Source organism: Pseudomonas sp. RC3H12, from assembly GCF_018596375.1.
In the GTDB taxonomy this organism is placed as follows: Bacteria; Pseudomonadota; Gammaproteobacteria; order Pseudomonadales; family Pseudomonadaceae; genus Aquipseudomonas.
This window is the reverse complement of sequence record NZ_CP075595.1, coordinates 3,328,549-3,339,784: the sequence shown is the minus strand read 5'-3', so window position 1 is coordinate 3,339,784 and position 11,236 is coordinate 3,328,549. Positions and strand designations below refer to the sequence as shown.

Sequence of the window (11,236 nt, the reverse complement as noted above, 5' to 3'; positions counted from 1 at the left end):
CTTGCCCCGCGATGGCCGGATCGCGGGGCAAGCCCGCTCCCACGATCCCCCTCGATGGTGCAGAATGGCCGCACTTTCAATCTGCCAGGAGGGTAGCCCATGGAGGCTCTCGACGCATTGCTCAACCGTGTTTCCGTGCCACGCCTGACTGACCCGGCGCCCAATGCCGCCCAGCGCGAGGCGCTGTTCCAGGCCGCATTGCGTGCGCCAGATCATGGCCAACTGCGACCCTGGCGTTTCCTGACCATCGAAGGCCAGGGCCGGGAAAAGCTCGGCGAGCTGTTCGCCGAAGCCGTGCAAGCCAAGGGTGAAGCCACCCAGGCGGCGCTGGACAAGGCCCGGGCGATGCCGCTGCGCGCGCCGTTGCTGATCGTGGTGATCGCCCGGCTGCAGGACCACTTCAAGGTGCCGAAGATCGAGCAGCGCCTGGCCGCCGGCTGCGCCGCCCATGGCATCCTGATCGCCGCCCATGCCCAGGGTATCGGCGCGGTATGGCGCACCGGCGACATGGCCTTCGACGCCCATGTGCACAAGGGGCTGGGGCTTGCCGAGAACGAAGAGCTGATCGGTTACCTGTATGTCGGCACGCCAATGGCCGAGCCACGCACCGCGCCGATCCTGGAAACTGCCGAGTACGTCAGCGCCTGGGGCGAGTGATTGAGTGGGGCCGCTTTGCGGCCCCAGGATCTGTCAGCCAGCGCTGACCTCACGCGGCAGCTCCAGCGTAACCACGAACCCACCCTGCGGATGGTTCGCAAACTTCAGGCTGCCACCATGGCGCTCCGCCGCCTTGCGTGCAATCGCCAGCCCCAGCCCATGTCCCGGCGCCTCTTGCCCCGGTGCCCGGAAGAATGGCTCCCCCAACTGCTCCAGATGTTCCGCCGCCACCCCCGGGCCGTGGTCGCGCACGCTCAACACGATGCGTTCCTGTTCGCGGCTGGCGTGTAGCTCGATCGGCTGCCCGCCCGGATTGAAGCGCAGCGCATTGCGCAGCAGGTTGTCCACCGCCCGTTCGATCAGCGTCGGCCAGCCTTGCAGGGTCAGGCCCGGCTGCATCTCCAGACGCACCTCCTGATCCGGCGCTGACAGCTGGGCATCCTTGCGCACGCCGCCCAACAGGGCATTGAGGTCCACCGGCTCGGCATGCGCCTGCTCGGCATCGACCCGGGCCAGCACGAGGATTTCGCTGATCAGGTCTTCCAGACGATCGCATTCGCGGGTCAGGCGCGGCCACAAGGCCTGCCGCTGTTCGGGTTCGGCGCGCTCGGCCAGCGCCAGGGCGATGCGCAGCCGCGCCAGTGGTGAACGCAGTTCGTGGGACACATCGCGCAGCAGCTGGCGCTGGCTGCCGATCAGGCTCTGCAGGCGGGCGCCCATCTTGTTGAAGTCGTTGGCCAGCACGCCGAACTCGTCGCGGCGCACGGCCAGTCGCGCCAGGCTGTTCTGCTGGTAGCTGGTCTGTCCCAGGTCGTGCACGGCGCCGCGCAGGCGGCTGAGCGGGCGGGTAATCGACAGGGTTACCAGCAGGCTGAACAGGGTCAGCACCACCAAGGCTATGCCCAAGGCGCTGAGCGGCCAGATCAGGCTTTCGCGGTGCCAGGCGGCCAGCTCCGGGTGGGGGATACGGTAGATCAGCAGGTAGGTCTCACCGCTGCCGGGGCTGGTGTATTCCTCGGTCAGGCGGCGCCACGGCAGACGACGTTCGTCGTTGTGCTGGCGTGCCTCGAAGGCGGCGGCGCGGCGCGGGAAGGTGCCGGGGACCACGGCATCGCCGCTGTCGTCGAGCACCTGCACGTCGATCTTGTAGCGCTGCTTGCGCCGTTCCAGGAAGCGTTGCGACGACTCCAGGCCTTCCTGTTCGTAGTGCTGGGCCCAGTGGCTGGCCAGGTTGTTCAGGCCCGGGTGGCGACTGAGGATCCAGGTGTCCTGGTTGAGCATGTGCCCGAGCAGGATCGACAGCCCGGCGACCAGGGCGATGGCCAGCCAGAAGCTGGCCAGGATGCGCCAGAACAGTGAACGCAAGACAAGCACCTCCAGGAAATGGCGAAAGCCCGGCCCGCTGGGAAGCGGGCCGGGCATCGGGCTGACAGCTTACTGGGCCTTGCCGGTTTTTTCAGCCTTCCAGGCCTGGAACTCCTGCCACTCGGCCTTGCGCGCGGCGCGCTCCTTCTGCAGGTCGTCGAATTTCTTCTGCTGGTCGGGCTTGAGCAAGGCGCGGATCTGGCCTTCGGTCTTGTCGTGGCTGGCCTTGAGCTCGTCCTTCAGGGCTTTCTGCTCGGCCGCCGGCAGCTTGGCGATGTAGCGTTCGTTGATGTCGCGGCGCTGCTTCATCTGCTCGCCCATCAGCTTGCCGATCTGCTGGCGCTGGTCGCGGCTCAGGTCCAGCTGGGCGAAAGGCGCGTCACCGCGATGATGCGGGCCATCGTGGCGCGGGCCGCCTTCGGGCATGGCCATGGCCACGGTCGGCAGGGCGGCGGCGAACATCAGGGCGATAAGGGTCTTGCGCATGGTGTCTCTCCTTTCAGGGGCCGGTGGTTACCGGATGAGCCCAGTCTAGGGAGATCAAGGTCAAGGGCGGTCAGGCGAGGGTAAAGGCTGGGTAAAGATGGCAGGGCCGCGCAGCGGCCCCGGTTTTCCTACAGACTGTAGTAATAGCCGCGGCTGCGCAGGGCGACGATGCGCGGGCGGCCATCCGGGTGCGGCCCGATCTTCTTGCGCAGGTTGCTGACATGCATGTCCAGGCTGCGGTCATAAAGCGTGAGCTTGCGGCCCAGGCCGATCTGCGCCAGTTCCTGCTTGTCCAGCGGCTCGCCGGGTTGGCGCAGCAAGGCTTCGAGGATGCGGCTTTCCGACAGCGTGAGGGTCATCTCGCGCTGGTCGATGCTGACCACGCCGCGTACCGGGCTGAAGATCAGGTCGCCGATCTCCACCTGGCTGCTGGGCGCGCTGGGGTGGCTGCGGCGCAACACTGCGCGCAGGCGGGCGGTGAGCTCGCGGGGGTCGCAGGGCTTGGCCAGGTAGTCGTCGGCGCCCAGCTCCAGGCCAAGGATGCGGTCCAGCGGCTCGCCGCGGGCCGAAAGCATCAGCACCGGCAGGTCGGTGTGTTCGCTGCGCAGCTGTTTGAGCAGTTCCAGGCCGCTGCCATCGGGCAGCATGACATCCAGCACCACCGCCGCCGGGGCATGGGTGGCCAAGGCCTGGCGCGCACTCTGGCCATCGTGGCAGGCGCGCACCGCAAACCCTTCCTGGGTCAGCCAGCTGCCGAGCAGCTCGCACAGTTCCTGGTCATCATCAATCAGTAACAGCTCGCTCATTTCTCACTCAATTCAACCATTGCCGGCGTCTTCTGTGTCCGCCGCTGGCTAAGATACCGCAGACTGCGGACAACAGTGCAACGGCCGAGCCGATCAGGAACCATTGCTGCTGGTCGGTCAGCGGGCTTTGCGGGGCGCTGGCGCCTGCCTGCAGTTCCTTGATCGTCAGCTTCAGTCGCTGGTTGTCCTGGCGCAGGCGGGCGAGCTGGGCGCTTTCACGCTCGCTGTCCTGGTTCTGCAGTTGCTGGGTCAGCGCTGCGCGCTGTTTCTCGCTCTCTTCCAGGCGCTGCTGCAAGTCGGTGATCCGCGCCCCGGCTTCCAGCGACAGCGGCTGTTCGGCCGCGGCGAAAGGGGACAGCAGCAACAGGCAAAGCAGCAGGGACATCGGACCTTGACGCATTGGAACTCCTGATTCGTATCGATTCAGGAGGTTGTCGGCCAGTCGTCGGATTTTATGAATAGTGCCGCGCGGGGTGTAGCTGGGAGCGGCTTCGTGGGCGCGGGCTTGCCCCTGCGAAGCCCGTCCCGGTTAAAGCCTGTTACGGCAGGACTTGCTTGAACGGCTTGACCACGACCTTGGCGTACACGCCCGCGGCGATGTACGGATCGGCGTCGGCCCAGGCCTGGGCGGCGGCCAGCGATTCGAACTCGGCGACGATCAGGCTGCCGCTGAAGCCGGCGGCGCCCGGGTCGTTGCTGTCGATGGCCGGGTGCGGGCCGGCGAGCACCACACGGCCTTCGGCCTTGAGCTGCTGCAGGCGTTCGATATGCGCGGGGCGTGCGGCCAGGCGGTTTTCCAGGGAGTTTTCGACGTCGCTGGCGATGATGGCGTAGAGCATGTCAGTCCTTGGGTTTGGAGGTGGAGGGGTCGGCATCGTGCAGGTGGCGCGACAGGTAGACACCCTGGGCCACCAGGAACAGCACGGTCATGCCCAGGCTGCCGAATACCTTGAAGTCGACCCAGATGTCCTGGAAGGTGAAGGCGACGAACAGGTTGGCGGCGCCGCATACGAGGAAGAAGGCGATCCACGCCACGTTCAGGCGGTTCCACACTGTTTCTGGAAGTGTCAGGGCATGGCCCATGATGCGTTTGATCAGCACCCGGTCACCGATGAAGTGGCTGCCGGCGAACGCCAGGGCGAACAGCCAGTTGACCACGGGCGCCTTCCACTTTAGGAAGGTCTCGCTGTGGAAGGCCAGGGTCAGACCACCGAACACCAGGCAGGCGACCAGGGTCAGCAACTGCCCCTTCTCCAGCTTGCCGTGGCGCAGGAACAGCGCGCCGTAGACCACCACGGAGCTGACGATCAGCATGGCGGTGGCGCTGTAGATCCCGCCGAACTCGAAGCCGTGGCCGGCGAATTCGACCGGGCGCGGGTCAAGCTTGTAGACGATGAAGAACAGCAGCAGCGGGATGAAATCGATGAATTGTTTCACAGTGGCAGCCAGAAGCGGGATGTGACGGCATAATAACAAACATCGATTCCTGCGAAAGCGCTCCTCCATGAATGTTGATCTGCACTGTCACAGCACGGCCTCCGACGGCGCCATGTCGCCCACGGCACTGGTCGCCCGGGCCCATGAGCACGGGGTGCGCACGCTCTCGCTTACCGACCATGACACCCTTGAGGGCCTGCCGGAGGCGCGCCAGGCCTGCCTGGACAACGGCATGCAGTGGGTCAGCGGCGTGGAACTGTCGTGCACCTGGGGCGGCGCCACCATTCATGTGCTGGGTTACGACTTCCCCCTCGACGCACCGCCGTTGCTCGATGCCATCGCCAACCTGCACCGTGGTCGTTGGCTGCGCGCCGAGGAAATCGACCGCAAGCTGGCGGCCAAGGGCATGCCCGGCGCGCTGGACGGCGCGCGGGCGGTGCAGCAGGAACTGGGCGACAGCGGCAACGCCCCGGCGCGCCCGCATTTCGCTGAGTTCATGGTCCGCGCCGGCTTCGTCAAGGACCGCGGCGAGGCGTTCCGCAAGTGGCTGGGCGCCGGCAAGCTGGGTGACGTCAAGCTGCACTGGCCGACGCTTGCGGAAACTGTTGCGACGCTGCGTGAGTCGAATGCGTGGGTGAGCCTGGCCCATCCCATGCACTATGAACTGACCCGCAGCAAGCGCAGACGGCTGATTGCCGACTATATTCAGGCTGGAGGGCAGGCACTGGAAGTGGTCAACGGGATGATGCCGCCCGAGCAGGTGGGGACCATGTCGATCCTCACCCGTGAGTTCGGCCTGCTGGCAAGCGCCGGCAGCGACTTCCACGGCCCTGGCACCTGGGGCGAGATCGGTGCCTACCGGCCATTGCCTGAGGACCTGCCACCCCTGTGGCGCCGATTCCGACATGAACAGCCTATGGCGGTATGAACAGGACGACTTCGTGAGCCAATTTTTCCAGATTCATGCGGAGAACCCGCAGCCGCGCCTGATCAAGCAGGCCGTCGAGATCATCCGCAAGGGTGGGGTGGTGGTCTACCCGACCGACTCGGCCTATGCGCTGGGATGCCAGATTGGCAACAAGGCCGCGATCGAGCGGGTGCGCAAGTTGCGTGGTCTGGACAAGACCCACAACTTCACCCTGATGTGCTGCGACATGTCGCAGTTGGGGCTTTACGCCAAGGTCGATACGGGTACGTTTCGCCTGCTCAAGGCCCACGTGCCCGGGCCCTATACCTTCATCCTCAATGGCACCCGCGAGGTACCGCGCCTGCTGCTGCACGAGAAACGCCGGACCATCGGCCTGCGCGTGCCCAGGCATGAAATAACCTTGGCCTTGCTCGCAGAGCTTGGCGAGCCTTTGATGAGCGTCAGCCTGATCCTGCCCGGCGACGACGAGCCGATGGTCGATCCCTACGAGATCCGCGAGCGACTGGAGCATCACGTCGACTTGGTGATAGACGGCGGTTTCGGCGACCTCAAGGCCTCTACCATCATCGACTTGTCCGGCGACGAGCCGGAGCTGATTCGCGAAGGCTGCGGGGATCCGACGCCGTTCCTGGTCAACGCGTGAGCCAGGTACAAGCACCCGAGGCGCCGGCCACGGAGGCGCAGACGCCGTTCCAGCTGCAACTGGCCCTGGTCTACGGCGAAGCCCTGACCGAGATGCCGGTCGACCTGTATATCCCGCCGGACGCCCTGGAAGTCTTCCTCGAAGCCTTCGAAGGCCCGCTGGACCTGTTGCTGTACCTGATTCGCAAGCAGAACGTGGACATTCTCGACATCCCCGTGGCGGAGATCACCCGCCAGTACATGAGCTATGTCGAGCTGATGAAGAGCGTGCGCCTGGAGCTGGCGGCCGAGTACCTGGTGATGGCCGCCATGCTCGCCGAGATCAAGTCGCGCATGCTGCTGCCGCGCTCCGGCGAAGTCGAGGAGGAGGAGGGCGATCCGCGCGCCGAACTGATTCGCCGGCTGCAGGAGTACGAGCGATTCAAGGCCGCCGCCGAAGGTATCGACGAGTTGCCCAGGGTCGGGCGCGAAATCGTCGTGCCGCGCCTGGAGGCTCCGCAGGCCAAGGTGCGCAAGTTGTTGCCGGAGGTGGCGCTGGAAGAGATCCTGTTGTCCATGGCCGAGGTCATGCGCCGCAACGACCTGTTCGAGAGCCACCAGATCACCCGCGAGGTGCTGTCGACCCGCGAACGCATGAGCGAAGTGCTCGAGCGCCTCAAGGGCGGCGCCTTCGTGCCCTTCGTCGAGCTGTTCACCCGCGAGGAGGGGAAGCTTGGCGTGGTGGTGACCTTCATGGCGATTCTCGAGCTGGTGAAGGAATCCTTGATCGAACTGGTGCAGAATGAGCCCTTCGCCCCGATCCATGTCCGTGCCCGGGCAGAATGACCTGACAACTACCGATGAACCTGAACGAACCCCGTGAACTGGCGTCGCTGATCGAGGCCTTCCTGCTTGCCTCGGGCAAGCCGCAATCCCTCGAGCGCCTGTACGAGCTGTTCGAGGAGGCCGAGCGCCCGGCCCCCGCCGTTTTCAAGAAGGCCCTGGAGGTGCTGGGCAAGTCCTGCACTGGCCGCGCCTTCGAACTCAAGGAAGTGGCCACCGGCTACCGCCTGCAGATCCGCGAGGACTACGCACCCTGGGTCGGCCGCCTCTGGGAGGAGCGTCCGCAGCGCTATTCCCGCGCGCTGCTGGAAACCATGGCGCTGATCGCTTATCGCCAGCCCATCACCCGTGGCGAGATCGAGGACGTGCGGGGCGTGGCGGTCAACAGCAACATCATCAAGACGCTCATGGAGCGCGAGTGGATCCGCATCGTCGGCTACCGCGAGGTGCCCGGGCGACCGGCGATGTTCGCCACCACCAAGGCATTCCTCGATCATTTCAATCTCAAGAGCCTCGATGAGCTGCCGGCGTTGGCCGAGCTGCGCGAGCTGGAGCTGGAGGTGGAGCCCGAGGTCGATCCGGACGAGGCGCCGGTGCCCGCTCACCTGCAAGCCCTGGCCGATGCCAGCCTGGGCGAGGAGGGCGAGGAAATCGAGCCGAAGGAGGAGACCAGCTTCCGCTCGCTGCTGGTGGAGCTGGATGCGATGGAAGAAGGGCTCAAGATCGATTTCGATGATTTGCGCGATGAGGCTTCCATCGAGCCCGAGGACGAACCAAAGGTCTGACAGCCCGACTCTGTGGACGCCAGCTTGCGCCTTTGGGCGGAATCTGCTGGGCGATCGGCAAAAACCTTCTACCCTGCAGTGCGTTCCCTTGCTGAACCGCGTATGATGCGCGCCCGCTTTCACTACTACACCGGGAGGTGCCCAGATGAGTGACAAAGACCTGCAAGACCAACAACCTACCCCGCCGTCCGGCGAAAAGCTGCAGAAAGTACTGGCGCGTATCGGCGTCGGTTCTCGCCGTGACGTCGAGGCCTGGATCGGCCAGGGCCGCATCAAGGTCAACGGCGTCGAGGCCACCCTCGGCCTGCGCGTCGACCTGCACGACGCCATCACCGTCGACGGCAAGCTGATCAAGCGCGTCGAGGCCGCCGAGGCGACCCGCCGCGTGATCATGTACAACAAGCCCGACGGCGAGATCTGCACCCGTGACGACCCGGAAGGCCGCCCGACCGTGTTCGACCGCCTGCCGCGGCCGAAAGAGGGCCGCTGGATCAACATCGGTCGCCTGGACATCAACACCACCGGCCTGCTGCTGTTCACCACCGACGGTGAGTTGGCCAACCGCCTGATGCACCCGTCCTATGAGATGGACCGCGAGTACGCAGTGCGTGTGCGCGGCGAAGTCGACGACGACATGGTCGACCGGCTCAAGGCCGGCGTGGTGCTCGAAGATGGCCCGGCCAAGTTCACCGATATCCAGAAGGCGCCAGGTGGCGAAGGCTTCAACCACTGGTACCACTGCGTGGTGATGGAAGGTCGCAACCGTGAGGTGCGTCGCCTGTGGGAATCCCAGGGCGTGGTGGTCAGCCGCCTGAAGCGCGTGCGTTTCGGCCCGGTGTTCCTCAACTCCGACCTGCCGATGGGCCGCTGGCGCGAAATGAGCCAGGGCGAGATCGACATTCTCGCCGCGGAAGTCGGCCTGCAGCCGGTGGCACTGCCGGAAATGAAACTCAAGGCCAAGGACAAGCTCGAGCGCCTGCAGCGCAAGTCGACCCGTCCGCTGGGGCGTGGCGAGCGCGTGCGTACCCTGCGCCCGGCCGCCGAAGGCCAAGCCGAGCGTCCGGCACGTGCGCCGCGTGAAGACGCAGCGCCGCGCAAGGGCAACCGCGGCAGCACGGTGGCCGAGCGTCCGAGCGAGATGCGCAAGCGTCCGTCCCGCCCTGAAGGTGACAAGCCGGCAGGCCGTGGTCGCGGCAAGCCGCGTGGCTGATTCGGTCCGGTAGCGAGAGAGCCAGCCTTCGGGCTGGCTTTTTTGTGCCTGCGGTAAATGGCCCATCGCGGCGCAAAGCGGCCCCAAGTACCTGAACGGACAGAAGATTTCCCGACCGGTGGCAAATTTTCAAACCGCCTTGTAAAGAAAACTATACGATTCTGGGCGTGTTCCCCGGCTTACCTGGGCTTTTCTGTTCTTCGTCACAAAATCTTTCCAAAGCCTGCACGCCAGAGCCTCCCCAGCCCCCTCCACCCCCTTCCCAAACCCCCGCCCAAGCGCTGAGATAGCGCCATTGCCGTGTGCAGAGCCAGGCAGGATCGCCAGGCACTTAAAACAACAAAATGGAGGCGCCATGCACGCCGATCACTCCGCCTTTTCAGGCCTTCACCCCAGGACCGCTGCGTTTTTTCCACAGGAAACGATGCAACGCGTTGACGCCTGCGCGTTTGCAGGGGTATACAATGCGCCGCGTTTTACCTGTGACTCCCTTGCGTACCGCGCACGCTTGCTGACACCCGGTTGATCCGCCCCTGGCCAGCAAGGCCACGAGCGACTTCCCGTCACAAGTATCCAAGGTAACCACCTTGCCCATTCCGCTGCGCCACGAGTGCGGTGGGTCCGATTCCGTCACAGATAAAAACAAGCAGGTGACTTCGTTCATGAGTGGACATAACTCACAGTCCGGCGAACTCAAGCGTGGCTTGAAGAACCGCCATATCCAATTGATCGCCCTGGGCGGCGCCATCGGCACCGGGTTGTTCCTGGGCTCGGCCGGCGTGATGAAGTCCGCCGGTCCGTCGATGATCCTCGGCTATGCGATCTGCGGCTTCATCGCCTTCATGATCATGCGCCAGCTCGGCGAGATGATCGTCGAAGAGCCGGTGGCCGGCTCCTTCAGCCATTTCGCGCACAAGTACTGGGGCGGTTTCGCCGGCTTCCTGTCGGGCTGGAACTGCTGGGTGCTGTATATCCTGGTGGGCATGTCGGAACTGTCGGCGGTGGGCAAGTACGTCCACTACTGGTGGCCGGAGATTCCGACCTGGGTAACCGCGGCGGCGTTCTTCCTGCTGATCAACGCGATCAACCTGATGAACGTGAAGTTCTTCGGCGAAGCCGAGTTCTGGTTCGCCATCATCAAGGTGGTGGCCATCGTCAGCATGATCGGCCTGGGTGCCTACCTGCTGACCAGCGGCAGCGGCGGTCCTGAAGCCTCGGTGACCAACCTGTGGGCCCATGGTGGTTTCTTCCCGCACGGTGTCAGCGGGCTGGTGATGGCGCTGGCGTTCATCATGTTCTCCTTTGGTGGCCTGGAGATGCTCGGCTTCACCGCCGCCGAGGCCGACAAGCCGAAGACCGTGATCCCCAAGGCGATCAACCAGGTCATCTATCGCATCCTGATCTTCTATGTCGGCGCCCTGGTGGTGCTGCTGTCGCTGACCCCATGGGACAACCTGGTGGCGAGCATTGACGCCTCCGGCGGCAGCTATGGCAGCAGCCCGTTCGTCCAGGTGTTCTCGTTGCTGGGCAGCGACGTGGCGGCCCACCTGCTGAACTTCGTGGTCCTGACCGCGGCGCTGTCGGTCTACAACAGCGGCACCTACTGCAACGCCCGCATGCTGCTAGGCATGGCCGAGCAAGGTGATGCGCCAGCGGCGCTGGCCAAGGTTGACCGCCGTGGCGTGCCGGTACGTTCGATCCTGGTCTCGGCAGCAGTGACCCTGATTGCGGTGCTGCTCAACTACCTGATGCCGCAGAATGCCCTGGAGCTGCTGATGTCGCTGGTGGTGGCGACCTTGGTGATCAACTGGGCGATGATCAGCTACTCGCACCTGAAGTTCCGCCAGCATCTCGACCGCACCGGTCAGAAGCCGCTGTTCAAAGCGCTGTGGTACCCGTACGGCAACTACCTGGTGCTGGCGTTCGTGGTGCTGATCCTGGGCATCATGCTGCAGATTCCGGGTATCCAGGTGTCGGTGTACGCGATGCCGGTGTGGCTGGTGGTGATGTATGTGGCCTACCAGCTGAAGAGCAAGCGTGGCTCCCAGGCCAATGGCGCTGCTGGCAGCATCGCCAAGTAAGCGCTGAGGCGCACCAA

The 11,236-nt window shown here is 64.9% G+C and carries 13 protein-coding genes; 7 read left to right on the top strand and 6 right to left on the bottom strand.

All coding sequences use genetic code 11. From position 1 onward, the window contains the following. Nucleotides 1-99 precede the first annotated feature (99 nt). Nucleotides 100-657: an NAD(P)H nitroreductase gene (locus KHO27_RS15210; RefSeq protein ID WP_038706586.1), complete on the top strand. Its 558-nt coding sequence runs from the start codon at nucleotides 100-102 to the stop codon at nucleotides 655-657. Nucleotides 658-690: 33 nt separating this feature from the next. Here the strand turns inward: KHO27_RS15210 and KHO27_RS15205 are convergent, their stop codons facing one another. The 6 genes from KHO27_RS15205 to KHO27_RS15180 form a co-directional block, all read right to left on the bottom strand. Further along, nucleotides 691-2,079, bottom strand: coding sequence for a sensor histidine kinase (locus tag KHO27_RS15205; protein WP_214500427.1), 1,389 nt, complete (start codon nucleotides 2,077-2,079; stop codon nucleotides 691-693). Between the two features lie 12 nt (nucleotides 2,080-2,091). After that, nucleotides 2,092-2,508: a Spy/CpxP family protein refolding chaperone gene (locus KHO27_RS15200; RefSeq protein WP_023632412.1), complete on the bottom strand. Its 417-nt coding sequence runs from the start codon at nucleotides 2,506-2,508 to the stop codon at nucleotides 2,092-2,094. A 128-nt stretch (nucleotides 2,509-2,636) separates the two neighbouring features. Next, the gene (locus KHO27_RS15195; protein WP_038706585.1) at nucleotides 2,637-3,314 is read right to left on the bottom strand and encodes a response regulator transcription factor; all 678 of its coding nucleotides are present in this window, start codon (nucleotides 3,312-3,314) and stop codon (nucleotides 2,637-2,639) included. Nucleotides 3,315-3,321: 7 nt separating this feature from the next. Further along, nucleotides 3,322-3,714, bottom strand: a complete 393-nt coding sequence (locus KHO27_RS15190; RefSeq protein WP_110701021.1) for an SH3 domain-containing protein — start codon at nucleotides 3,712-3,714, stop codon at nucleotides 3,322-3,324. Nucleotides 3,715-3,853: 139 nt separating this feature from the next. Then, nucleotides 3,854-4,153, bottom strand: coding sequence for a YciI family protein (locus KHO27_RS15185; RefSeq protein ID WP_110701019.1), 300 nt, complete (start codon nucleotides 4,151-4,153; stop codon nucleotides 3,854-3,856). Between the two features lies 1 nt (nucleotide 4,154). Next, nucleotides 4,155-4,751: a septation protein A gene (locus KHO27_RS15180; protein WP_023631974.1), complete on the bottom strand. Its 597-nt coding sequence runs from the start codon at nucleotides 4,749-4,751 to the stop codon at nucleotides 4,155-4,157. A gap of 67 nt (nucleotides 4,752-4,818) precedes the next feature. Here KHO27_RS15180 and KHO27_RS15175 point away from each other — a divergent pair, with 67 nt between their 5' ends. From KHO27_RS15175 to KHO27_RS15150, 6 genes are all read left to right on the top strand, one after another. Continuing rightward, the gene (locus KHO27_RS15175) at nucleotides 4,819-5,679 is read left to right on the top strand and encodes a PHP domain-containing protein (protein ID WP_214500426.1); all 861 of its coding nucleotides are present in this window, start codon (nucleotides 4,819-4,821) and stop codon (nucleotides 5,677-5,679) included. Nucleotides 5,680-5,692: 13 nt separating this feature from the next. Next, the gene (locus tag KHO27_RS15170; protein WP_214500425.1) at nucleotides 5,693-6,322 is read left to right on the top strand and encodes an L-threonylcarbamoyladenylate synthase; all 630 of its coding nucleotides are present in this window, start codon (nucleotides 5,693-5,695) and stop codon (nucleotides 6,320-6,322) included. Continuing rightward, nucleotides 6,319-7,146 carry a segregation and condensation protein A gene (locus KHO27_RS15165; RefSeq protein ID WP_110701015.1) on the top strand — a complete coding sequence of 276 codons (828 nt, stop codon included), beginning with the start codon at nucleotides 6,319-6,321 and terminating at the stop codon, nucleotides 7,144-7,146. The genes KHO27_RS15170 and KHO27_RS15165 overlap by 4 nt, the downstream gene beginning before the upstream one ends. Nucleotides 7,147-7,160: 14 nt before the next feature. Beyond that, a complete protein-coding gene (scpB, locus tag KHO27_RS15160) occupies nucleotides 7,161-7,928 on the top strand; it encodes an SMC-Scp complex subunit ScpB (RefSeq protein ID WP_110701013.1) in 768 nt (255 codons plus the stop codon). Between the two features lie 145 nt (nucleotides 7,929-8,073). Continuing rightward, nucleotides 8,074-9,138, top strand: coding sequence for a 23S rRNA pseudouridine(2605) synthase RluB (gene rluB / locus KHO27_RS15155; protein ID WP_038706581.1), 1,065 nt, complete (start codon nucleotides 8,074-8,076; stop codon nucleotides 9,136-9,138). A gap of 662 nt (nucleotides 9,139-9,800) precedes the next feature. Then, nucleotides 9,801-11,219, top strand: coding sequence for an amino acid permease (locus tag KHO27_RS15150; RefSeq protein WP_023632492.1), 1,419 nt, complete (start codon nucleotides 9,801-9,803; stop codon nucleotides 11,217-11,219). Nucleotides 11,220-11,236 lie beyond the last annotated feature (17 nt).

Excerpts from the sequence above, each read along its gene's own strand:
- scpB (WP_110701013.1), top strand. The coding sequence starts at position 7,161 with ATGAACCTGAACGAACCCCGTGAACTGGCGTCGCTGATCGAGGCCTTC.
- KHO27_RS15175 (WP_214500426.1), top strand. The coding sequence starts at position 4,819 with ATGAATGTTGATCTGCACTGTCACAGCACGGCCTCCGACGGCGCCATG.
- KHO27_RS15185 (WP_110701019.1), bottom strand. The coding sequence starts at position 4,153 with ATGCTCTACGCCATCATCGCCAGCGACGTCGAAAACTCCCTGGAAAAC.
- KHO27_RS15205 (WP_214500427.1), bottom strand. The coding sequence starts at position 2,079 with ATGCCCGGCCCGCTTCCCAGCGGGCCGGGCTTTCGCCATTTCCTGGAG.
- KHO27_RS15150 (WP_023632492.1), top strand. The coding sequence starts at position 9,801 with ATGAGTGGACATAACTCACAGTCCGGCGAACTCAAGCGTGGCTTGAAG.
- KHO27_RS15210 (WP_038706586.1), top strand. The coding sequence starts at position 100 with ATGGAGGCTCTCGACGCATTGCTCAACCGTGTTTCCGTGCCACGCCTG.
- rluB (WP_038706581.1), top strand. The coding sequence starts at position 8,074 with ATGAGTGACAAAGACCTGCAAGACCAACAACCTACCCCGCCGTCCGGC.
- KHO27_RS15190 (WP_110701021.1), bottom strand. The coding sequence starts at position 3,714 with ATGCGTCAAGGTCCGATGTCCCTGCTGCTTTGCCTGTTGCTGCTGTCC.
- KHO27_RS15200 (WP_023632412.1), bottom strand. The coding sequence starts at position 2,508 with ATGCGCAAGACCCTTATCGCCCTGATGTTCGCCGCCGCCCTGCCGACC.
- KHO27_RS15195 (WP_038706585.1), bottom strand. The coding sequence starts at position 3,314 with ATGAGCGAGCTGTTACTGATTGATGATGACCAGGAACTGTGCGAGCTG.